This is a genomic window from Lysinibacillus sp. NPDC086135 (genome assembly GCF_044746345.1).
Lineage (GTDB): Bacteria > Bacillota > Bacilli > Bacillales_A > Planococcaceae > Lysinibacillus.
Genome location: NZ_JBIVCA010000011.1, coordinates 142,971 through 164,584, shown reverse-complemented (window position 1 = coordinate 164,584; position 21,614 = coordinate 142,971). Strand labels below are relative to the sequence as shown.

The window sequence follows — 21,614 nt, the reverse complement described above, 5'->3', positions numbered from 1 at the left end:
CCCTTCTTTTATAGAAATTAGTCGATTACTGCACCTGATTTTTTTGCAACACGAACTTTTTTACCGTTTTCGATTTTATAACCTACACGAGTCGGCTCGCCAGATTTAGGATCGATTAGCATTACGTTCGAAACGTGAATTGCAGCCTCTTGGCTTACAATTCCACCTTGTGGATTCAATTGGTTAGGTTTTACGTGTTTTTTCACGATGTTTACACCTTCAACAAGAACGCGATCTTGTTTAGGGTAAGAAGCAAGAATAACGCCTTCTTTGCCTTTGTCCTTACCAGTGATAACCTTAACCTTGTCACCTTTTTTTACATGCATGCTGTCGCACCTCCTTGATTGGCACTATCATGAAATTAAAGAACTTCTGGAGCTAGAGAAACGATTTTCATGAAGTTGCTGTCACGTAATTCACGTGCAACAGGTCCGAAAATACGAGTTCCGCGTGGTGATTTATCATCACGAATAATTACACAAGCATTTTCATCAAATTTGATGTACGTACCATCTTTACGACGTACGCCTGATTTAGTACGAACGATAACAGCTTTAACAACGTCACCCTTCTTAACAACGCCACCTGGTGTTGCTTTCTTAACTGTACAAACAACGATATCACCGATGTTAGCAGTTTTACGGCCAGAGCCACCAAGGACTTTAATTGTAAGAACTTCACGTGCACCTGAGTTGTCAGCAACTTTCATACGACTTTCTTGTTGGATCACTTAGGTTACCTCCCTTCGGAAATTGGTTGTTCCGAAATAGTTATTAAATAATAACCGCTTTTTCTACAACTTCAACTAGACGGAAACGTTTAGTAGCTGATAGCGGGCGAGTTTCCATGATACGTACGATATCACCGATTTTCGCTGTGTTTAACTCATCATGAGCCTTAAACTTTTTTGAGTATTTTACACGTTTACCATAAAGCTTGTGCTTTTTGTGAGTTTCAACTAAAACAGAAATAGTTTTGTCCATTTTATCTGAAACAACGCGGCCCGTGTAAACTTTGCGTTGATTACGCTCAGTCATACTTGAAAACCTCCTTTATCAGTTGTTTGCACTGATTTCTCTTTCACGAATAACAGTTTTCATACGCGCGATTGCTTTACGCACTTCACGAATACGAGCTGTGTTTTCTAATTGACCAGTCGCCAATTGGAAGCGAAGGTTGAAAAGCTCTTCTTTCAGTGATTTCACTTTCAATTCTAATTCAGAAGTGGCAAGGTCACGGATTTCATTAGCTTTCATTAGATTCACCACCAGTTTCTTGACGTTTTACGATCTTACATTTAACAGGAAGCTTATGTGATGCTAAACGAAGTGCTTCACGTGCGATCTCTTCAGATACACCAGCGATTTCGAACATTACTTTTCCTGGTTTTACTACTGCAACCCAACCTTCAGGAGAACCTTTACCAGAACCCATGCGGACTTCTAGAGGTTTTTTAGTGTAAGGTTTGTGCGGGAAGATTTTAATCCAAACTTTACCGCCACGTTTCATGTAACGAGTCATCGCGATACGTGCAGATTCGATTTGACGGTTAGTAATCCAGCTAGCTGTTTGAGCTTGTAAGCCCCATTCGCCGAAAGATACTTCTTTACCGCCTTTCGCTTCGCCACGCATGTTTCCGCGGTGTTCACGACGGTATTTTACGCGTTTAGGCAATAACATATTATTTGCCTCCTTCCACAGATTTCTTCGTAGGAAGAACTTCACCACGGTAGATCCATACTTTAACGCCTAATTTACCGTAAGTAGTGTCAGCTTCTGCGTGTGCATAGTCGATGTCAGCACGTAGAGTATGAAGTGGAACAGTTCCTTCACTATAGTGTTCAGCACGCGCGATATCAGCGCCACCTAAACGACCAGATACTTGTGTTTTAATTCCTTTTGCACCAGCACGAATTGTGCGTTGGATCGCTTGCTTTTGCGCACGACGGAATGATACACGGTTTTCTAATTGACGAGCGATGTTTTCAGCTACTAGACGAGCGTCAAGATCAGCACGTTTGATTTCGATAATGTTGATGTGTACACGTTTACCAGTCAAATCGCTAAGGTATTTACGAAGATTCTCAACTTCAGAACCACCTTTACCGATTACCATACCTGGTTTCGCAGTGTGAATTGTAATGTTTACACGGTTTGCAGCGCGTTCGATTTCTACTTTAGAAACAGAAGCGTCTTTAAGAGCCGTTTCAATATATTTACGCACTTTGATGTCTTCGTGAAGTAGAGTTGCATAGTCTTTTTCAGCGTACCATTTTGACTCCCAGTCACGAATAATACCAACGCGCAGTCCTATTGGATGTACTTTTTGACCCACGGATTAACCCTCCTTCTTCTCAGATACCACTAGAGTAATGTGGCTTGTGCGTTTGTTAATTGCGCTTGCACGTCCTTGTGCACGTGGACGGAAACGTTTTAATGTTGGACCTTCATCAACGAATACTTCAGAAACTACTAAAGAGTTGATGTCAAGATCGTAGTTATGCTCAGCGTTAGCAACTGCAGATTTTAATACTTTTTCAACGACTGGAGACGCCGCTTTTGGAGTATGACGTAAAATTGCAACTGCCTCACCAACTTGCTTGCCTCGAATTAAGTCTACAACTAGACGGACTTTACGAGGAGCAATGCGAACAGTACGAGCGATAGCTTTAGCTTGTGTCATTAGGATTTACCTCCTCTCAAAATTAGCGTCTTGTTTTCTTGTCGTCTGCACCGTGACCTTTGTAAGCACGTGTTGGTGCGAATTCACCAAGTTTGTGGCCTACCATATCTTCTGTTACGTATACAGGAACGTGTTTACGTCCATCATAAACAGCAATCGTTAAACCGATAAAAGTCGGGAAAATTGTTGAACGGCGAGACCAAGTTTTAATAACTTGTTTTTTCTCAGAAGCCTCTTGCGCTTCCACTTTTTTCATTAAGTGGTCATCGACAAAAGGTCCTTTTTTCAAGCTGCGACCCATGTAGGAACCTCCCTCCGTGATTCCACCACGGCTCTCACATAGAACCGTAGTTTAACCACTTTATTTTTTACGACTACGGATGATGAATTTATCCGATTTGTTTTTCTTCTTGCGAGTTTTGTAACCAAGTGCTGGTTTACCCCAAGGAGTCATTGGTGATTTACGTCCGATTGGAGAACGTCCTTCACCACCGCCGTGTGGGTGATCGTTAGGGTTCATTACAGAACCACGAACTTCTGGGCGTTTACCTAACCAACGGCTACGACCTGCTTTACCGATGTGTACTAGTTCATGTTGTTCGTTACCAACTTGACCGATTGTAGCGCGGCAAGTAGCTAACACTAAACGTACTTCACCAGATTGTAGACGAACGATTACGTATTTGTCTTCACGACCAAGTACTTGAGCAGAAGTACCTGCAGAACGTACTAATTGTCCACCTTTACCAGGTTTTAACTCGATGTTATGGATTGTAGTACCCATTGGAATGTTTGCTAATGGTAATGCGTTACCTACTTTAATATCAGCATCTGGACCAGATACGATTGTTTGACCAACCTCTAGACCTTTTGGTGCTAAGATGTAAGCTTTTGCTCCATCAGCGTAGTTGATTAATGCGATATTCGCAGAACGGTTTGGATCATATTCAATAGTAGCAACTTTAGCCGGAATGCCATCTTTTACACGTTTGAAATCGATAACACGGTATTGCTTCTTATGTCCACCGCCATGATGACGAACAGTGATTTTACCTTGGTTATTACGACCAGCTTTGCGTTTAGTTGGTTCAAGCAATGATTTCTCAGGCTTGTTAGTTGTAATTTCCGCAAAGTCTAAAGACGTCATATTACGACGACCATTAGAGGTAGGTTTATACTTTTTAATCGCCATTGTGTTTCCCTCCTTCTTGATTGTTCAAATCATAATTCCATAAAGGATTACATTTCGAATAATTCGATTTCTTTGCTATCAGCAGTTAATTTAACGATCGCTTTACGACGTTTGTTAGTGTAACCACCGTAACGGCCTACGCGTTTGAATTTACCTTTGTAGTTAAGAACGTTTACTTTCTCAACTGTTACACCAAAGATTTCTTCTACAGCGTCTTTTACTTGAGTTTTGTTAGCGCGAGTGTCTACTTCGAAAGTATACTTTTTCTCTGCCATAAGTTCTGAAGAACGCTCAGTAATGACCGGACGTTTTAAAATATCACGTGCTTCCATTATCCAAGCACCTCCTCAACTTTTTCTACTGCAGATTTTGTGAATACAACTTTTTCATGACCTAATAGATCAAGAACATTGATTCCATTTGCAGTTAAAACTGTTACACCAGGGATGTTACGAGCAGATAATGCTACGTTTTCATCTAGGTCAGCAGTTACGAATAAAGATTTTTTCTCTAGAGAAAGATCTTTAAGGATTTTTGTAAATTCTTTTGTTTTTGGTGCTGCTAATGTAAGAGCATCAAGAACTAAGAAGTTTTGTTCTACTACTTTAGCTGATAAAGCTGATTTAAGAGCTAAGCGGCGAACTTTTTTAGGTAATTTATAAGAGTAGCTACGTGGAGTTGGACCGAATACGATACCACCACCGCGCCATTGTGGAGAACGGATAGAACCTTGACGAGCACGACCAGTTCCTTTTTGACGCCATGGTTTACGACCACCACCAGCAACTTCAGAACGGTTTTTAACCTTGTGATTACCTTGACGAAGAGAAGCGCGTTGTGCTACTACAGCGTCGAATAATACTGCTTCATTTGGCTTGATTCCAAAAATCGCATCGTTTAATTCGATTTCACCAACTGAAGCACCTGTTTGACTAAGTACAGATACTTTTGTCATTCCTGTTTCCTCCTTTCCTTAGGTGATTACTTAGCTTTAATTGCAGTTTTAACTGTAACTAGAGCTTTTTTAGAACCAGGAACATTACCTTTAACAAGTAGTAAGTTACGTTCCGCATCAACTTTCACGATTTCTAAGTTTTGGATTGTAACTACAGTGCCACCCATTTGACCAGGTAATTTCTTTTGTTTGAATACGCGGTTCGGAGCAACTGGACCCATTGAACCAGGACGACGGTGGTAACGAGAACCGTGGGCCATAGGACCACGAGATTGACCATGGCGTTTAATTACACCTTGGAAACCTTTACCTTTAGTAACACCTGTTACATCAATTACATCGCCTTCTGCGAAAATTTCTACTTTGACTTCTTGACCAACTTCGTATTCTCCAACGTTTACGTTGCGGAATTCACGGATGAAGCGCTTAGGAGCAGTGTTCGCTTTTGCTACGTGACCTTGTTCTGGTTTGTTAGAAAGCTTAACACGCTTGTCTTCAAAACCAACTTGGATTGCTTCGTAGCCGTCTGTTTCAACAGTTTTCTTTTGAAGAACTACGTTTGGAGCAGCTTCGATAACTGTTACCGGGATTAAATCGCCGTTTTCAGCGAAAACTTGTGTCATACCAATTTTTCTACCTAAGATTCCTTTAGCCATTTGTCACACCTCCTGTAAGTTTTAAAAAAGTTATATTTTTTACCATTAAAGTTTGATTTCAATATCAACGCCAGATGGTAAATCAAGTTTCATTAACGCATCAACAGTTTGTGGTGTTGGGTTAACGATATCGATCAGACGTTTATGCGTACGCATTTCGAATTGTTCACGAGAATCTTTGTACTTGTGAACAGCACGAAGAATCGTGTACACAGACTTCTCAGTTGGAAGTGGAATCGGACCTGATACACTTGCACCTGAACGTTTTGCAGTTTCCACAATTTTCTCAGCAGACTGATCTAAAATACGGTGATCATACGCTTTTAAACGAATACGAATCTTTTGTTTTGCCATTATTTTCCCTCCTTCTCGCCTATTTTCTAGACATTCTCCACGAAAATTTTCCCACACACCGCCATGGCAAAGCGGCCGGGTGTGTCGGCAACCTCTCGTTTCATCGCAGTCAAAGACCAACATTCAACATTATACACAATAAAAAAAGAATAAGCAAGGCCTTTCGCTAAATTCTTTTTAAATGTTGCAGATATTCTTACTACTAATATTTCTCGCTTATCTAAGCCGTTTACTAGTATATAAAATTTCAATGTACTTTGCAACACATAAGGCAATTACACCAACGTTTTCGGACATTTCTAACAATTAAGTAGTACCAATATATAAAAAAGCAGTCTCTACTATTTAGAAACCGCTCTTACTATTACTTTATAAGAAGAACACACATGCAATCCAGCCAAATATAATAAGTGGGATGTTAATAAAAATGAACGTTGGCACACATGTATCCCAAATGTGATTATGCTGTCCATCTACATTTAAACCAGCAGTAGGTCCAAGAGTAGAATCTGAAGCAGGAGAGCCCGCATCACCTAAAGCACCTGCTGTACCTATTAGACAAATAATCGCCAAAGGACTCAATCCCAGCCCTTGTGCAAGAGGAACAAATAAGGTCGCGATAATTGGTACTGTCGCAAAGGAAGATCCGATTCCCATCGTCACAATTAAACCAATGACCAACATAATAAATATAGCTAGACTCGTATTCCCTTGAAGAATGTTTATCGAACCATTAATTAAGCTATCTATTTGACCTGTGGCGTTAATAACAGATGCAAAGCCATTTGCTGCGATCATAACGAAACCAATAAAGGCCATCATCTTCATTCCTTCTGAAAGAATCTCATCTGCTTCTTTCCATTTAAGTGCACCAGTGAAATACATAATCATAATGCCTGCAAAAGCACCTACAATCATCGAATCAGTATAAATTTGGGCGCATAGAGAGATAATTAAAGCCACAGTCGTAGAGACAATAACATACTTACTAACATTTACGTTTAAAGACTCTGTCTCCACATCATTATTTTGATATTGTCGAGGCTTTCGGTAAACGAAAAAGGCCCCACATAACCCAATTAGCATCCCTAGAACGGGTATAGCCATCGCTGCTGGTACATCACGTGAAGATACCTCCATACCAGCCTTAGATACTTGCGTAGATACAATGTCTTGGAATATAGCTCCGAAGCCAGCGGGAACGAAACTATATGTTCCTATTAAACCAACAGCAATTAATGTTGCGATAATTCGTCGATCAACTTCTAGCATATTTAAAACTTTTAAGAGTGGCGGTAGCAATAATGGGATAAAGGCTATATGAATTGGAATTAAATTTTGTGAGAAAATAGACATCATGAAGATCAGTAAGAAGATTAAAACCTTTACTAAACCTTTTCGATTGCTTGTACCGTTTTTATTTAATATCTTTAAAATCCATGCAATCATTAATTCAGGAATTCCTGTTTTGGAAATGGCGATAGCAAAACCACCAAGCAACCCATAGCTTAAAGCAATCGTTGCGCCTGCCCCTAATCCTTCTGTAAATGATTTTACAGTTGCTTCTATACCCATTCCGCTTGTTAGACCTCCCGCAAAGGCCCCCAACACTAGAGAAAGAACAACATTGATACGGAGCAAGCTTAATATTAACATGACAGCTACTGCCACAATTACTGCGTTCATTTCAACACTCCACTTTCGTACACTAGATTACTAATACGTTAAACTTTAACCGTCTAACAATTGAAAGTCAAGATATTTTTATAGCCCTATAATAATCTTCCAAATTTAAACGACACAAAAAAACAGTATGATCTTAAATAACCATACTGTTTTAGATTTCTTCCTATTATAATGATTCACGAATAACTTTTTTATAATAGCCGACGGAAAGTATAGCGAAAATAGCGTATAACGCTATATAACAGCTCATAGCAATCCATAATGGTACAGTTAACTCTGAGCCGAATAAAAACCATCCTGACTTTACAGCAAAGTAACTATGAAGCAGCCCTATTATTAATGGAACACCAAAATTAAAGGCTTGTTTCATATATATACCTTTCATAATATCTTTTTCAGCGAAGCCAATCTTTCTTAATATCGTATAAGAGCCTCGCTCCTCTTCAGCCTCAGACATTTGCTTAAAGTATAAAATACTACCAGTTGTCATTAAAAATGCTAAGCCTAAAAAAGCCGTGGTGAAAATTGTTAAACCTAATGTTTCGATATTCTCTTTGCGTTGTTTTTCATAGGACTTTATATAGGATGGATTATAAACAACAGCCCCATTTTCTTTCACATGCGTACTCTCATCATATAAATTCTCCGCTAAAGCTAAATCACTTTTATTCTTTAAGTTAATAGAGGTTTGTTTATACAACAAATCAAATACATTGTAAGTAGCTAATTCTTCAAACAATGCGTCTGGAACTACGAAAACCGGTCCTCCAGGCCCACCAGTTATAGCACCACTTATAATACTTTCATGCCGAACCTCTTTAACATGAAGCGTCTCTTTCTTAGTTTCCTCTGGTCCTCCTATAGTGACATCTACATCACGATCCTTTTCAAGCGGAAACATTTCTGCCATATAGCCACCATAGTTTGTTAAAATAACGTCGTAATCCGAAATGGAAGCTTCGGGGGCTATTTGTTGATAATCAGAAAGTGGAATTGTAGTAATGCTTCCTTCTGCACCATAAAGGGGATTATCTGCATTTTGCTGACTTTCAGATAATAATTGTGAAAATGAAGCTAAAACACTTTGTGTTCGGTACTCTATTTTATCAAAAGCTATATTATTTTCTTCAAGTTCCTTTAAGAACTCCTGCCCGTGATCTTCAAGTAAAATATAATCTGCAGGCACTTGGCTATATGACGACGAGCCTGTTGAATAATAAGCTATATATGCTAATGTTGTAACCCCCAGTGAAACACCCGTTAAAACGGTTATAAGCGTTAATGATTTCGCATTACCTTTCATGCGATGCATTATCGGTGTTAGTGCTAATACATCACGCACAGTCAAATGTCCATTTTTCTTAAGACGAATTGAATTCATAATAAATGCTACTGAGAAACGGAAAACAAGGAACGTTCCGCCAATGGTAGTTGCTAAAATAATAATCATATTAAGCGTTAAATTACCCTGAGAGTTAATATCGAAAAGCTTAGTTGATGCATAGTAGCCATATACAATAAATACAAGCCCTAAAAAACCAATAACCATTTGTAATGGGCTGAAACGTTTTACGCGCTCATCAGCTTGCTTGGAAGCACTGAATAATGACAGTAATGACACTCGGTATATCATCCAAGCCATTTGCACGAGTACAATGACTAGAAGAATGGCAAATACTACGATAGATTGCTGTAATGCCTCTATACTAAATGTCATCGTCACAAGCGCTTCTTTTTCGAGTACACGCAGTAAAATCATTGCAAATAAGCGCGAACTAAAGAACCCAGCAAGCATACCTAATACGATAGCGCCTACAAATAATAGAATACTTTCTACCGCTAATAAGCGAACAATAAGCCCCTTTGTCATTCCTATTAGCTGATACAAGCCTATTTCCTTACTACGACGCTTCATAAATAGATGATTTGCATAAAGCACAAAAAATAGGACAATAAAGTACAGCATATAGGTTGCCGCAGCAAAACCCGCTGTAGCTGTACCGCTCTCCTGTACTGTAGCCAGCACTTCAGCATTATTCTGCAATGTCACAAAAGAAAAATATAAAGTAACACTAAAAATAAGTGCGAAAAAATATAAATAATAATGCTTCATATTTTTCTTCATACTGCGCAATACGAGTTTACTAAGACTCATAGCCGTCACCGCCTAGCACACTTTGCGTATGCATGATTTCTTGGAAAAATGCCTGTCTCGTTTTATCTCCTTTATATAGCTCACTATAAATGAGTCCGTCCTTTAAAAATAAAACACGGGTACAAAAACTCGCTGCTACCGCATCGTGCGTAACCATCATAATCGTTGCTTTTTTTGACTCATTAATACTTTGTAGATTTTTTAAAAGTGCAGTAGCTGATTTTGAGTCAAGTGCGCCTGTAGGTTCATCAGCGAATACAAGCGACGGATTTGTAATTAGTGCACGCGCTGCTGATGTACGTTGCTTTTGACCACCCGATATTTCATTTGGATATTTATTTAAAATTTCAGTAATACCTAATAAATGAGTAAGCTCTTTTAAGCGACTCTCTGCCACAGCCTTTGGTAGCCGACCAATAGCTAACGGCAGTAAAATATTTTCTTTTACCGTCAGTGTATCTAACAAATTATAATCTTGGAATATGAATCCTAATTGTTCACGACGGAAATTAGCTAACGCCTTCTCCTTCATACCACGTAAGTTTTGACCATTTATTTCAATTACACCTTCTGTTGCAAAGTCAATCGAACACAAAACATTTAAAAGTGTTGTCTTCCCAGAGCCTGAAGGTCCCATAATACCAACAAATTCACCTTTACTAACTTCTAAATCAATACCCTTTAAAACCTCTTGGGCTGTTGATTTTTTGCCATATACTTTTTTTACTTTACGACCAATTAAAACTGCCACTTGTAAACGCCCCTTTCTATAGTTCAAGTGTATCCTGTCTTCTTCACTAATTCGTGTGTTTTACATGACAATATAAAAAGGTAGGTGACAATTTCGTCATCTACCTGTTAGTTTGACATATTCATTTTGTAATGGAAAACGTAATGTAAATATCGAACCTTCCCCAACATTAGATTGGACAGTTATACGAACGCCGATTTTCTGCGCCACGTTATGTGCTAAGTATAGACCCATACCTGTTGATTGTGCAGACTCTCTACCGGCTGTCCCAGTATACGACTTATGAAAGATTCGAGGTAAATCCTCCTTACGAATGCCAATACCTGCATCTTTTATATGTAGTAATGTTGCTCCAGTAGCATCTACTTCCGTAAAAATCAATACCTCTGAATTTGCAGGACTATATTTAATCGCATTGGACAGAATTTGTCGGATGATAAAGGCTAGCCATTTTCCATCTGTCATCACTGTCACTGTTAACGCTTCAACATCGAAACCGATACCTTTTTCAATACACCATGCCTGCATAGCTCTTATTTCCTTATAGACCACAGTTCTTAGCTCGACCTCTGTCATATAATTATCTTTTTCAATAGAAGCTAAACGTGTTTGGTGTAGCTGCTGATCGACCAATAAATGTAGTCTTAACCACTCCGTCTCTAATTTACGACGTAGTGTCAAATCTTCTACGTGGTCCAGCATTAAATTAATTGAAGTTAAAGGTGCCTTAACTTCATGAACCCACGCTAGCAGTTCATCCGAATATTCCTGCAGCTGTACCTTCGCTTGATTTAACTCTGTATTCTTATCATAAAATACATCTTCAATTTTCATCAGGTATGCTGCTTGAAAAGGTGATAACGTCATACTTTTGCCATGCACATCATCGAGTTGACTTTCCACATTTCCCAGGAAATCCTTTAACTGCCTTACTTCTAGTATATATCGCCAAATAAGAAAAATCATAAAACTAATAAGCACACTAATATTCATATACCAAATAGATATTCCCTCTAATCCAGCGTCTAAAGAGAATAAAACATTGATCATAACGATGATAAAAGCAAAAAAGCCTATCCAAGCGAGGCGTTCTTTTAAAAATAAAATTAGCATTGTCACTCACTTCCCTTGTGTTACAGCCATATAACCAAGTCCCTTTTTAGTTAAAATCGCTTCTTGCAAACCTATATCCTCAAGTTTAGTACGTAATCGATTAACATTTACCGACAATGTATTATCATTAACAAAGCGTTCATCATCCCATAACTTTCTCATTAAATCATCTCTTGAAACTATTTGATCGGCCTTCTCCACTAAAATACGTAAAATAAAGAGTTCATTTTTAGTTAGCGAGGCAAGATTACCCTCATACATAATTTCACTGCGTGCATAGTCAATGACTGCTCCATTGAACCGTGTGACATCCATAGATTCTTCTATATAATCATATGTACGACGTAAAATGGCTTGTACCTTTGCTAGTAATACTTCCATATGGAAAGGCTTTTGTACAAAGTCATCCGCACCCATTTGCATTGCCATGACCATATCCATTGGGTGGTCTCGTGAAGATAGAAAGAGAATTGGCACCTTTGAGATATAACGTATTTCGCGACACCAATGAAAACCATCATAAGCTGGAAGCTGAATGTCAATCAATACAAGCTGTGGCTTTTGTTCAATAAAATCATCCATTACCTTTTGAAAATCTTTAGGACCCACAACCTGAAGCGACCACTGTGCAAAACGTGTCTGAATCATTTCGAAAATTGATGGATCGTCTTCAATTAGCAATATTTTCATTTCCATATGCAAATTCTCCTTCCATGAAGTGTTCTTATGTATTAAATAGGCTAATCGTCATAACGTGAGGTTGATTTCCGCTCCGACTGGGCGCGTCCGATGAGCCCCGAGGAGTCGCCCAGCCTCCACTCCAACCAATTTATATATATCATACGTTTTTAACAAATATTATCCTAACTTTTTAAAGATGAATTATTAAACGGCTAATAGTAATTAAAAGGGGTGCGATTCTATACTCTACATGCTACACTGCCTTTTAATTTTAACTTTTTTAAGCAGCTGTCCAAACATCCGTTGAAAGAAGTTAAAACTTCCGGCGGATGTCTCTGGTACTAGCTTTCACCTCTAGCGGTTTCGTAAAAAGTCGATATTTCTACTTTTTGATATTTCACCCATTATGTACACATAAAATAATCTAATTCAACTAAGATTACCAAATATTCTTTACATATTTTAACACAAAAAAACCAATCTGTAAGCGTCCCTACAGATTGGTTTGGAAAATTAGCTTGCGCTAAAATTATTTTTGGATAGAAGCAACTACGCCAGCGCCTACAGTACGGCCACCCTCACGGATAGAGAATTTAGTACCTTCTTCAAGAGCGATTGGAGCGATAAGTTCTACTGTCATTTCGATGTTATCGCCAGGCATTACCATTTCAACGCCTTCTGGTAAGTTACAGATACCTGTTACGTCAGTTGTACGGAAGTAGAACTGAGGACGGTAGTTAGAGAAGAATGGAGTATGACGGCCACCCTCTTCTTTTGATAAAACATAAACTTCAGCTTTGAAGTTAGTGTGTGGAGTGATTGAGCCTGGTTTAGCTAATACTTGACCACGTTGGATTTCTTCACGAGCTACACCACGAAGTAAAGCACCGATGTTGTCACCAGCTTCAGCGTAGTCTAATAATTTACGGAACATTTCTACACCAGTTACAGTTGTAGATTTAGCTTCTTCAGTGATACCGATGATTTCAATAACGTCACCAACTTTAACTTGACCACGTTCAACACGGCCAGTTGCAACTGTACCACGACCAGTGATAGAGAATACGTCCTCTACTGGCATCATGAATGGTTTGTCAGTTTGACGTTCTGGAGTTGGGATGTAAGAATCTACAGCGTCCATTAATTCAATGATTTTTTCTTCCCATTCTGCTTCACCTTCAAGAGCTTTAAGAGCAGAACCTTTGATTACAGGAAGATCGTCGCCTGGGAAGTCATATTCAGAAAGTAGGTCACGGATTTCCATTTCTACTAATTCTAATAATTCTTCGTCGTCAACCATATCACATTTGTTCATGAATACTACTAAGTATGGAACACCTACTTGACGAGATAAAAGGATGTGTTCACGAGTTTGTGGCATTGGGCCGTCAGCAGCAGATACTACTAAGATACCGCCGTCCATTTGTGCAGCACCAGTGATCATGTTTTTAACATAGTCAGCGTGTCCTGGGCAGTCAACGTGTGCATAGTGACGAGTATCAGTTTCGTATTCTACGTGAGAAGTATTGATTGTGATACCACGTTCTTTTTCTTCTGGAGCGTTATCGATATCAGCGTATGATTTAGCTTCTCCACCCATTTTTTTAGAAAGAACTGTTGCGATAGCAGCAGTTAAAGTAGTTTTACCATGGTCAACGTGTCCGATTGTACCAATGTTAGCATGCGTTTTTGAACGGTCGAATTTTTCTTTAGCCATTAGAGATTGCCTCCTCAAAATTATATGTTTATATTTTTTAAAAATTTATAGAATGATTGCTGATGGCGGATGGGCCCATCCACCATCCCACAATCATAGCTTACAAATTAGTTATACTTTATGCAAGATGAAAATTCAATTATTCACCTTTATTTTTTTTGACGATTTCAGCAGCAATTGATTTTGGTACTTCTTCATAATGATCAAATGTCATTGAGAATACACCACGACCTTGTGTTGCTGAACGAAGAGTTGTTGCATAACCAAACATTTCCGATAGTGGAACCATTGCACGAACAACTTGAGAGTTACCGCGAGCTTCCATACCCTCAACGCGTCCGCGACGAGAAGTAATGTTACCCATGATATCACCAAGGTATTCTTCTGGAATTACAACTTCTACTTTCATCATTGGTTCTAAGATAACTGCGTCACATTGTTTAGCAGCTTCTTTAAGAGCCATAGATGCAGCAATTTTGAACGCCATCTCATTCGAGTCAACGTCATGGTAAGAACCGAATACTAATTTCGCTTTAATGTCGATAAGTGGGTAACCAGCTACTACACCGCGGTCAAGAGAGTCACGAAGACCAGCTTCTACTGCAGGAATGTATTCACGAGGTACTACACCACCAACGATAGCGTTTTCGAATTCAAAGCCTTTACCTTCTTCATTTGGAGAGAACTCAATCGTTACGTCACCATATTGTCCACGACCACCAGATTGGCGAGTGAATTTACCTTGAACTTTTGCAGAGCCACGGAATGTTTCACGGTAAGATACCATTGGAGCACCTACGTTAGCTTCTACTTTAAATTCACGGCGCATACGGTCAACTAAGATATCAAGGTGAAGCTCACCCATACCTGAGATGATTGTTTGACCAGTTTCTGTGTCAGTGTGAGCACGGAAAGTTGGATCCTCTTCTTGAAGTTTTTGTAAAGCTTGACCCATTTTATCTTGGTCAGCTTTTGATTTTGGTTCTACAGAAAGAGAAATTACTGGCTCAGGGAATTCCATTGATTCAAGAATAACTAGGTTTTTCTCGTCACATAGAGTATCACCAGTAGTAGTATCTTTAAGACCTACTGCTGCTGCGATATCCCCTGCAAATACTTTAGAAATCTCTTCACGAGAGTTTGCGTGCATTTGTAGGATACGGCCTACACGTTCACGTTTACCTTTAGAAGAGTTTTGTACGTATGAACCTGATTCTAAAGTTCCAGAATACACACGGAAGAAAGTTAATTTACCTACGAATGGGTCAGTCATAACTTTGAATGCAAGAGCTGAGAATGGCTCTTCATCTGAAGAATGACGTTCTAATTCCTCGTCACCATCAACATCAGTACCTTTGATTGCTGGTACATCTAATGGAGATGGTAAGTAATCAACTACTGCATTTAACATTGGGCGTACGCCTTTGTGTTTGAATGCTGTACCACAGATTACTGGGTAAAATTCTACTGCGATCGTAGCACGACGGATAGCCGCTTTAAGTTCAGCAACAGAAATTTCTTCGCCTTCTAAATATTTTTCCATGATTTCTTCATCAACACTTGCAACAGCATCGATTAATTTTTCACGGTATTCTTCAGCTTGTGCGCGGTGTTCTTCAGGAATTTCGCCTTCAGTCACTGCTGTACCTTTTTCGTCGCCGTAGAAAGTAGCTTTCATTTCAACTAAGTCAATGATTGCTGAGAACTGATCTTCAGCCCCGATAGGTAATTGGATAGGGTGAGCGTTTGCTTGTAAACGTTCGTGTAGAGTTCCTACAGAATATAGGAAATCTGCACCTGTTTTATCCATTTTGTTAATGAACACGATACGTGGAACGCCATAAGTTGTAGCTTGACGCCATACTGTTTCAGTTTGAGGCTCAACACCAGATTGAGCATCAAGAACTGTTACAGCACCATCAAGTACGCGTAGTGAACGTTCAACTTCTACAGTGAAGTCTACGTGTCCAGGAGTATCGATGATGTTTACACGGTTGCCGTTCCATTGAGCTGTTGTCGCAGCAGAAGTGATTGTGATACCACGTTCTTGCTCTTGTTCCATCCAGTCCATTTGAGAAGCGCCTTCGTGAGTTTCACCGATTTTGTGAATCTTACCTGTGTAATAAAGGATACGCTCAGTAGTTGTTGTTTTACCAGCATCAATGTGAGCCATGATCCCAATATTACGAGTATTCTCTAGAGAGAATTCGCGTTTCATAAGGTATTTCTCCTTCCATATTGGGCTTATGCGATGTTTAGATTACCAACGGTAGTGAGCGAATGCTTTGTTCGCTTCTGCCATTTTGTGCATATCTTCACGTTTTTTAACTGATGCACCAGTGTTGTTAGAAGCATCAAGGATTTCGTTAGCTAAACGCTCTTCCATAGTTTTTTCACCACGAAGACGAGCGTAGTTAACTAGGTAACGAAGACCTAAAGTTGTACGACGTTCTGGACGTACTTCTACTGGCACTTGGTAGTTAGAACCACCAACACGGCGAGCGCGTACTTCAAGAACTGGCATTACGTTATTTAGAGCAGCTTCGAATACTTCAATTGGATTTTGACCAGAACGTTCTTTAACTAAATCGAACGCACCGTATAAAATCTTTTGAGAAGTACCTCTTTTACCATCAACCATCATTTTATTAATTAAACGAGTTACTAGTTTTGAACTATAAATTGGATCTGGTAACACGTCACGTTTGGAAACAGGACCTTTACGAGGCATGTGTTTTCCTCCTTTCGAATAATTATCGATTTATTTTATAAAAATTGTCTTGTCATATTTGCCGCAAAAAATCCCAATCTGCTAGCAAGATTAGAAATTTGCGACAACTACTCAAGCTCATTATTAAGCAATGCTCAATAATGTTAAATTATTTTTTTTCTTTAGGGCGTTTTGTTCCGTATTTAGAACGTGATTGTAAACGACCGTTTACACCAGCTGTATCAAGAGCTCCACGTACGATATGGTAACGAACACCCGCTAAGTCTTTTACGCGTCCGCCACGGATAAGAACAACACTGTGCTCTTGTAAGTTGTGGCCTTCACCTGGGATATAAGCTGTAACCTCGATTTGGTTAGTTAAACGTACACGAGCGTATTTACGTAACGCTGAGTTTGGTTTACGAGGTGTCATTGTACCCACACGAGTACAAACTCCGCGTTTTTGTGGAGACTTAACATCAGTTAAAGATTTTTTAAATGAGTTATATCCTTTGTTTAACGCTGGTGATTTTGATTTCGTGATTTTAGATTGACGAGGCTTACGTACTAATTGGTTAATTGTAGGCATCGATATTTCCTCCCTTCATTTATTCCTTGTTAATACCACACATCCAGGTGGTTCATTTTTTGGGTAAAAACAAAGTCTTTGTGTTTAATACACAAAAACTACTCTACAGTAATCGCAACTACCGCAGCTCCAACATGGATTCCACAGGCCTTGCCCAGTTCCTTTTTGGACTCAACAAGAATAACTGGTATACCGATTTCTCTCGCGAAAGATATGGCCGAATCGGTTACCCAATTGTCTGCATCAAGTGCCACGAAAAGTTCTTTCACTGAACCAGCTTGCATTGCTTTTACTGCTTGCTTTGTACCTATGATTGTTTGACTATCCCTTACTCTATCATAAGACATTTTCATATCCTCCGAAGTACAGACAGTTAACTATCAACCTTCAATATATTATCATTACCAATTTCGACTGTCAACTAATATCTTTAAAAAGCCCGAAGAGATGATCAAAATACATCTCTTCGGCACTTATTTTAATGATTATTCAGCAGAAATTAGGTCTTCTGTGTCAAGCTCATCTTTTTCAATACGGATTTGACGGTAACGTTGCATACCAGTACCTGCAGGAACAAGTTTACCGATAATTACGTTTTCCTTCAGACCAAGAAGTTCATCACGTTTTCCTTTAATAGCAGCATCCGTTAACACACGAGTTGTTTCTTGGAATGATGCAGCGGATAAGAATGATTCTGTTTCAAGAGACGCTTTTGTAATACCTAGGATAACAGGACGACAAGTTGCAGGGTTTTTGCCATTTAGCACAGCATCTGCATTTGCTTCTGAGAATTGGTGAATATCTAGTAATGAGCCTGGTAATAATTCTGTATCACCAGCTTCGATCACACGAACTTTACGAAGCATTTGGCGAACCATTACCTCGATATGTTTGTCTCCAATTTCTACCCCTTGCATACGGTATACTTTTTGTACTTCTTTTAACAGATATTCTTGAACTGTTGAAACGTCTTTAACTTTTAATAATTGTTTTGGATCAATAGAACCTTCTGTTAATACTTGACCACGTTCAACAAAGTCGCCTTCTTGTACTTTCAGACGAGCATTGTAAGGTGCTGCGTATTTACGTGTTTCTACTTCACCTTCAATTGTAATCTCTTTTAGACCTTCACGGATTTCGGTGATGTCTGAAACAGTACCTGCGATATCAGAAATAACTGATTGACCTTTAGGATTACGTGCTTCAAAAATCTCTTGGATACGTGGAAGACCTTGTGTAATATCATCCCCGGCAACCCCACCTGTATGGAATGTACGCATTGTTAATTGTGTACCTGGTTCACCGATTGATTGAGCCGCAATAATACCAACTGCTTCTCCAACTTCAACCTCTTCACCTGTTGCTAAGTTCATGCCGTAACATTTTTTACATACACCATGTTTTGTATTACATGTGAATGCTGAACGGATTGTTACTTCCTCGATACCAGCCTCGATAACCGCACGAGCGATATCTTGATCGATTAAGCCATCTTTTTCTAAGATAACTTCAGCTGTTTCTGGATGCATAATTGTTTTCTTCGTATGACGACCGATAATACGTTCATCTAACGCTTCAATTAACTCTGTGCCTTCCATTAACGCACCAATTGTTAAACCGCGGTCAGTTCCACAGTCATCCTCACGAACGATAACATCTTGTGCTACGTCAACAAGACGACGTGTTAAGTAACCTGAATCGGCAGTTTTTAGGGCTGTATCGGCAAGACCTTTACGAGCACCGTGAGTTGAGATGAAGTACTCTAATACCGTTAAACCTTCACGGAATGAAGATTTAATTGGAAGTTCGATGATACGACCAGCCGGGTTGGCCATCAGACCACGCATACCAGCTAACTGTGTAAAGTTAGATGCGTTACCACGGGCACCTGAGTCAGACATCATAAAGATTGGGTTTGTTTTCTCAAGCGACTTCATCAGCTTCGATTGAATTTCATCTTTCGCAGCACTCCAGCTTGAGATAACGCGATCATAACGCTCCTCTTCCGTGATGAAACCACGACGGAATTGCGCTTGAACTTTATCTACTTTTTCTTGAGCTACCGCTAAAATTTCACCTTTGTCTGGTAATACGACGATGTCAGAAACACCTACAGTGATACCAGCACGTGTTGAATATTTGAATCCTAAGTTCTTCATGCGGTCAAGCATTTTAGATGTTTCAGTGATGTGGAAACGTTTAAATACTTCAGCAATGATATTACCTAAGAATTTTTTGCGGAATGGGTTTACAACTGGTACTGATGCAAAGTGTTTACGCAGTACAGCTGTGCGTTGTGCATCAACTTTACCTTTTTCATCAAGCCCATTATAAGTAGCATCTGCTTCAAGTTCTTTTAACGTTTCTTCATCAATTGTTAAATTAACAAAGTATTTGTCTGGTGTTTCTTGTTCTAAGTTGAATGCAGTTGGCTCATTAATGTATGGGAATGATTTAGGCAAGATTTCGTTAAAGATTACTTTACCAACAGTCGTTAATAGGAACATATTATTTTGTTCCTCAGTAAATGTTGGGTTATTTAACGAACTTGCTTTAATCGCAATACGAGTATGCAAATGAACATGACCTGTATCGTATGCAATTAATACTTCGTTTGGTCCATAGAAAGTTGTTCCTTCACCGCGAGCTGTTTCACGCTCAAGTGTTAAGTAGTAGTTACCTAATACCATATCTTGAGATGGTGTAACAACCGGTTTCCCGTCTTTCGGATTCAGGATATTTTGTGCAGCAAGCATTAGAAGACGAGCTTCTGCTTGTGCTTCTGCTGATAATGGTACGTGAACCGCCATTTGGTCACCATCGAAGTCAGCGTTATAAGCTGTACATACTAATGGGTGAAGACGAATAGCACGACCCTCAACTAGTGTTGGTTCAAACGCTTGAATACCAAGACGGTGAAGCGTAGGTGCACGGTTTAGTAATACTGGATGCTCACGAATGACATCTTCTAAAACGTCCCATACATCGTTGTTTAAACGCTCGATTTTACGTTTAGCAGATTTAATATTATGAGCAAGACCACGTTCTACTAACTCTTTCATAACGAAAGGCTTAAATAGCTCAATTGCCATTTCTTTCGGTAGACCGCATTGATACATTTTTAAGTTTGGACCTACTACGATAACCGAACGACCAGAGTAGTCAACACGTTTACCAAGCAAGTTTTGACGGAAACGACCTTGTTTACCTTTCAGCATATGTGAAAGTGATTTTAATGGACGGTTACCAGGACCTGTAACAGGACGACCACGACGACCGTTATCGATTAATGCATCAACAGCTTCTTGTAACATACGTTTTTCGTTTTGTACGATGATACTTGGAGCGCCAAGGTCTAGTAAACGTTTTAAACGGTTATTACGGTTGATTACACGACGATATAAATCATTTAAGTCAGAAGTTGCAAAACGACCACCATCTAATTGCACCATTGGACGTAGCTCTGGCGGAATAACCGGTAGTACATCTAAAATCATCCATTCAGGAGAGTTACCTGAGTTACGGAATGATTCAACAACTTCAAGACGTTTAATTGCACGTGTACGACGTTGACCTTGTGCTGATTTCAACTCTTCTTTTAAAGAATGAGTTTCATCTTCAAGATCAATTTTGCCTAGCAATTTCTTAATTGCTTCCGCACCCATAGCTGCTTCGAATGTGTTGCCGAATTTTTCACGATATGCACGGTACTCTTTTTCAGAAAGCAGTTGCTTACTTTCTAAGTTTGTAGCACCTGGCTCGATTACAACGTAAGAAGCAAAGTAAATTACTTCTTCTAGTGCACGTGGGGACATATCTAAAATAAGTCCCATACGGCTAGGAATACCTTTGAAGTACCAGATATGAGATACCGGTGCTGCTAATTCGATGTGGCCCATACGTTCACGACGAACTTTAGCGCGTGTTACTTCAACTCCACAACGATCACAAACTACGCCTTTATAGCGTACACGTTTGTATTTACCACAATGACACTCCCAGTCCTTAGTTGGACCAAAAATACGCTCACAGAATAAACCATCTTTTTCTGGTTTTAAAGTACGATAGTTGATTGTTTCAGGTTTTTTGACTTCACCGTATGACCAAGAACGAATCTTGTCAGGAGAAGCTAAACCGATTTTCATATATTCAAATTCATTAACGTCTATCAAGGAGCCTACCTCCCTCTAGTATAGGTCTTTATAAAGACTCTTTTACGCAGCTCGATAATCGTTTGCAAGAATCATGTCTCTTTAGCAAAAGATTAAAAATAGAATGATTTAATCAATTATGCCTCGGCATAATTGTGTCCGGAATCGGCTTTGTGTTTCCACAAAGAATTCCTTTCCGATTCCGTGACATCCGCCGGAGG

At 39.3% G+C, this 21,614-nt stretch carries 24 protein-coding genes; all 24 read right to left on the bottom strand.

Annotated elements, in window-relative coordinates:
• Positions 1-17: 17 nt before the first annotated feature.
• The 24 genes from rplX to rpoC all read right to left on the bottom strand — a co-directional run bounded on the left by rplX (position 18) and on the right by rpoC (position 21,414).
• Positions 18-326 carry a 50S ribosomal protein L24 gene (gene rplX / locus ACIPKN_RS15765; protein WP_053596063.1) on the bottom strand — a complete coding sequence of 103 codons (309 nt, stop codon included), beginning with the start codon at positions 324-326 and terminating at the stop codon, positions 18-20.
• A gap of 35 nt (positions 327-361) precedes the next feature.
• Entirely contained in the window at positions 362-730 is a 369-nt protein-coding gene (gene rplN / locus ACIPKN_RS15760; RefSeq protein WP_004233650.1) for a 50S ribosomal protein L14, read from the bottom strand.
• A gap of 43 nt (positions 731-773) precedes the next feature.
• Entirely contained in the window at positions 774-1,037 is a 264-nt protein-coding gene (gene rpsQ / locus ACIPKN_RS15755) for a 30S ribosomal protein S17 (RefSeq protein WP_053482810.1), read from the bottom strand.
• Positions 1,038-1,055: 18 nt separating this feature from the next.
• Positions 1,056-1,256 (bottom strand): 50S ribosomal protein L29, encoded by a 201-nt coding sequence (rpmC, locus tag ACIPKN_RS15750; protein ID WP_049662852.1) that lies wholly within the window; start codon positions 1,254-1,256, stop codon positions 1,056-1,058.
• Positions 1,246-1,680 carry a 50S ribosomal protein L16 gene (rplP, locus tag ACIPKN_RS15745; protein WP_010860599.1) on the bottom strand — a complete coding sequence of 145 codons (435 nt, stop codon included), beginning with the start codon at positions 1,678-1,680 and terminating at the stop codon, positions 1,246-1,248. The genes rpmC and rplP overlap by 11 nt, the downstream gene beginning before the upstream one ends.
• A gap of 1 nt (position 1,681) precedes the next feature.
• Positions 1,682-2,335, bottom strand: coding sequence for a 30S ribosomal protein S3 (gene rpsC / locus ACIPKN_RS15740; RefSeq protein ID WP_049662850.1), 654 nt, complete (start codon positions 2,333-2,335; stop codon positions 1,682-1,684).
• Positions 2,336-2,338: 3 nt separating this feature from the next.
• Positions 2,339-2,683: a 50S ribosomal protein L22 gene (gene rplV / locus ACIPKN_RS15735; RefSeq protein ID WP_004233639.1), complete on the bottom strand. Its 345-nt coding sequence runs from the start codon at positions 2,681-2,683 to the stop codon at positions 2,339-2,341.
• Positions 2,684-2,705: 22 nt separating this feature from the next.
• A complete protein-coding gene (gene rpsS / locus ACIPKN_RS15730; protein ID WP_049662848.1) occupies positions 2,706-2,984 on the bottom strand; it encodes a 30S ribosomal protein S19 in 279 nt (92 codons plus the stop codon).
• A 60-nt stretch (positions 2,985-3,044) separates the two neighbouring features.
• Positions 3,045-3,875 carry a 50S ribosomal protein L2 gene (gene rplB / locus ACIPKN_RS15725; RefSeq protein ID WP_036124661.1) on the bottom strand — a complete coding sequence of 277 codons (831 nt, stop codon included), beginning with the start codon at positions 3,873-3,875 and terminating at the stop codon, positions 3,045-3,047.
• Between the two features lie 47 nt (positions 3,876-3,922).
• The gene (rplW, locus tag ACIPKN_RS15720) at positions 3,923-4,207 is read right to left on the bottom strand and encodes a 50S ribosomal protein L23 (RefSeq protein WP_053482811.1); all 285 of its coding nucleotides are present in this window, start codon (positions 4,205-4,207) and stop codon (positions 3,923-3,925) included.
• Positions 4,207-4,830: a 50S ribosomal protein L4 gene (gene rplD / locus ACIPKN_RS15715; RefSeq protein WP_142509895.1), complete on the bottom strand. Its 624-nt coding sequence runs from the start codon at positions 4,828-4,830 to the stop codon at positions 4,207-4,209. Before rplD ends, rplW begins: the two co-directional genes overlap by 1 nt.
• Positions 4,831-4,856: 26 nt before the next feature.
• The gene (gene rplC, locus ACIPKN_RS15710) at positions 4,857-5,486 is read right to left on the bottom strand and encodes a 50S ribosomal protein L3 (protein WP_142509896.1); all 630 of its coding nucleotides are present in this window, start codon (positions 5,484-5,486) and stop codon (positions 4,857-4,859) included.
• 45 nt (positions 5,487-5,531) lie between these two features.
• Positions 5,532-5,840 (bottom strand): 30S ribosomal protein S10, encoded by a 309-nt coding sequence (gene rpsJ / locus ACIPKN_RS15705; protein ID WP_004233624.1) that lies wholly within the window; start codon positions 5,838-5,840, stop codon positions 5,532-5,534.
• Positions 5,841-6,209: 369 nt separating this feature from the next.
• Positions 6,210-7,526: a Na+/H+ antiporter family protein gene (locus ACIPKN_RS15700; protein WP_400937671.1), complete on the bottom strand. Its 1,317-nt coding sequence runs from the start codon at positions 7,524-7,526 to the stop codon at positions 6,210-6,212.
• 166 nt (positions 7,527-7,692) lie between these two features.
• Positions 7,693-9,681, bottom strand: a complete 1,989-nt coding sequence (locus ACIPKN_RS15695; protein WP_400937668.1) for an FtsX-like permease family protein — start codon at positions 9,679-9,681, stop codon at positions 7,693-7,695.
• Entirely contained in the window at positions 9,671-10,432 is a 762-nt protein-coding gene (locus ACIPKN_RS15690; protein WP_142509900.1) for an ABC transporter ATP-binding protein, read from the bottom strand. The genes ACIPKN_RS15695 and ACIPKN_RS15690 overlap by 11 nt, the downstream gene beginning before the upstream one ends.
• A 96-nt stretch (positions 10,433-10,528) precedes the next feature.
• Positions 10,529-11,545, bottom strand: a complete 1,017-nt coding sequence (locus ACIPKN_RS15685; RefSeq protein ID WP_400937665.1) for a sensor histidine kinase — start codon at positions 11,543-11,545, stop codon at positions 10,529-10,531.
• Between the two features lie 6 nt (positions 11,546-11,551).
• Positions 11,552-12,235, bottom strand: a complete 684-nt coding sequence (locus tag ACIPKN_RS15680; protein WP_400937715.1) for a response regulator transcription factor — start codon at positions 12,233-12,235, stop codon at positions 11,552-11,554.
• A gap of 520 nt (positions 12,236-12,755) precedes the next feature.
• Positions 12,756-13,943 (bottom strand): elongation factor Tu, encoded by a 1,188-nt coding sequence (gene tuf / locus ACIPKN_RS15675; RefSeq protein ID WP_142509903.1) that lies wholly within the window; start codon positions 13,941-13,943, stop codon positions 12,756-12,758.
• Positions 13,944-14,082: 139 nt separating this feature from the next.
• A complete protein-coding gene (gene fusA, locus ACIPKN_RS15670) occupies positions 14,083-16,161 on the bottom strand; it encodes an elongation factor G (protein WP_142509904.1) in 2,079 nt (692 codons plus the stop codon).
• A 42-nt stretch (positions 16,162-16,203) separates the two neighbouring features.
• The gene (gene rpsG / locus ACIPKN_RS15665) at positions 16,204-16,674 is read right to left on the bottom strand and encodes a 30S ribosomal protein S7 (RefSeq protein WP_132362681.1); all 471 of its coding nucleotides are present in this window, start codon (positions 16,672-16,674) and stop codon (positions 16,204-16,206) included.
• 148 nt (positions 16,675-16,822) lie between these two features.
• On the bottom strand, positions 16,823-17,242 hold the full coding sequence (gene rpsL, locus ACIPKN_RS15660; protein WP_010860613.1) for a 30S ribosomal protein S12: 420 nt from the start codon (positions 17,240-17,242) through the stop codon (positions 16,823-16,825).
• A 98-nt stretch (positions 17,243-17,340) separates the two neighbouring features.
• Positions 17,341-17,589, bottom strand: a complete 249-nt coding sequence (locus tag ACIPKN_RS15655) for a ribosomal L7Ae/L30e/S12e/Gadd45 family protein (RefSeq protein ID WP_142509905.1) — start codon at positions 17,587-17,589, stop codon at positions 17,341-17,343.
• Positions 17,590-17,727: 138 nt separating this feature from the next.
• The gene (gene rpoC, locus ACIPKN_RS15650; RefSeq protein ID WP_142509906.1) at positions 17,728-21,414 is read right to left on the bottom strand and encodes a DNA-directed RNA polymerase subunit beta'; all 3,687 of its coding nucleotides are present in this window, start codon (positions 21,412-21,414) and stop codon (positions 17,728-17,730) included.
• Between the last annotated feature and the right edge of the window lie 200 nt (positions 21,415-21,614).

What these genes read in the sequence shown, in the direction of transcription:
- rpsL (WP_010860613.1), bottom strand. Translation starts at nt 17,242, where the DNA reads ATGCCTACAATTAACCAATTAGTACGTAAGCCTCGTCAATCTAAAATC.
- rpsS (WP_049662848.1), bottom strand. Translation starts at nt 2,984, where the DNA reads ATGGGTCGCAGCTTGAAAAAAGGACCTTTTGTCGATGACCACTTAATG.
- rplW (WP_053482811.1), bottom strand. Translation starts at nt 4,207, where the DNA reads ATGGAAGCACGTGATATTTTAAAACGTCCGGTCATTACTGAGCGTTCT.
- fusA (WP_142509904.1), bottom strand. Translation starts at nt 16,161, where the DNA reads ATGAAACGCGAATTCTCTCTAGAGAATACTCGTAATATTGGGATCATG.
- rpsJ (WP_004233624.1), bottom strand. Translation starts at nt 5,840, where the DNA reads ATGGCAAAACAAAAGATTCGTATTCGTTTAAAAGCGTATGATCACCGT.
- ACIPKN_RS15680 (WP_400937715.1), bottom strand. Translation starts at nt 12,235, where the DNA reads ATGAAAATATTGCTAATTGAAGACGATCCATCAATTTTCGAAATGATT.
- ACIPKN_RS15695 (WP_400937668.1), bottom strand. Translation starts at nt 9,681, where the DNA reads ATGAGTCTTAGTAAACTCGTATTGCGCAGTATGAAGAAAAATATGAAG.
- rplB (WP_036124661.1), bottom strand. Translation starts at nt 3,875, where the DNA reads ATGGCGATTAAAAAGTATAAACCTACCTCTAATGGTCGTCGTAATATG.
- rplX (WP_053596063.1), bottom strand. Translation starts at nt 326, where the DNA reads ATGCATGTAAAAAAAGGTGACAAGGTTAAGGTTATCACTGGTAAGGAC.
- rpsG (WP_132362681.1), bottom strand. Translation starts at nt 16,674, where the DNA reads ATGCCTCGTAAAGGTCCTGTTTCCAAACGTGACGTGTTACCAGATCCA.
- rplV (WP_004233639.1), bottom strand. Translation starts at nt 2,683, where the DNA reads ATGACACAAGCTAAAGCTATCGCTCGTACTGTTCGCATTGCTCCTCGT.
- tuf (WP_142509903.1), bottom strand. Translation starts at nt 13,943, where the DNA reads ATGGCTAAAGAAAAATTCGACCGTTCAAAAACGCATGCTAACATTGGT.
- rpsQ (WP_053482810.1), bottom strand. Translation starts at nt 1,037, where the DNA reads ATGACTGAGCGTAATCAACGCAAAGTTTACACGGGCCGCGTTGTTTCA.
- rpmC (WP_049662852.1), bottom strand. Translation starts at nt 1,256, where the DNA reads ATGAAAGCTAATGAAATCCGTGACCTTGCCACTTCTGAATTAGAATTG.
- ACIPKN_RS15685 (WP_400937665.1), bottom strand. Translation starts at nt 11,545, where the DNA reads ATGCTAATTTTATTTTTAAAAGAACGCCTCGCTTGGATAGGCTTTTTT.
- rplD (WP_142509895.1), bottom strand. Translation starts at nt 4,830, where the DNA reads ATGACAAAAGTATCTGTACTTAGTCAAACAGGTGCTTCAGTTGGTGAA.
- ACIPKN_RS15655 (WP_142509905.1), bottom strand. Translation starts at nt 17,589, where the DNA reads ATGTCTTATGATAGAGTAAGGGATAGTCAAACAATCATAGGTACAAAG.
- rplP (WP_010860599.1), bottom strand. Translation starts at nt 1,680, where the DNA reads ATGTTATTGCCTAAACGCGTAAAATACCGTCGTGAACACCGCGGAAAC.
- ACIPKN_RS15700 (WP_400937671.1), bottom strand. Translation starts at nt 7,526, where the DNA reads ATGAACGCAGTAATTGTGGCAGTAGCTGTCATGTTAATATTAAGCTTG.
- rplC (WP_142509896.1), bottom strand. Translation starts at nt 5,486, where the DNA reads ATGGCTAAAGGAATCTTAGGTAGAAAAATTGGTATGACACAAGTTTTC.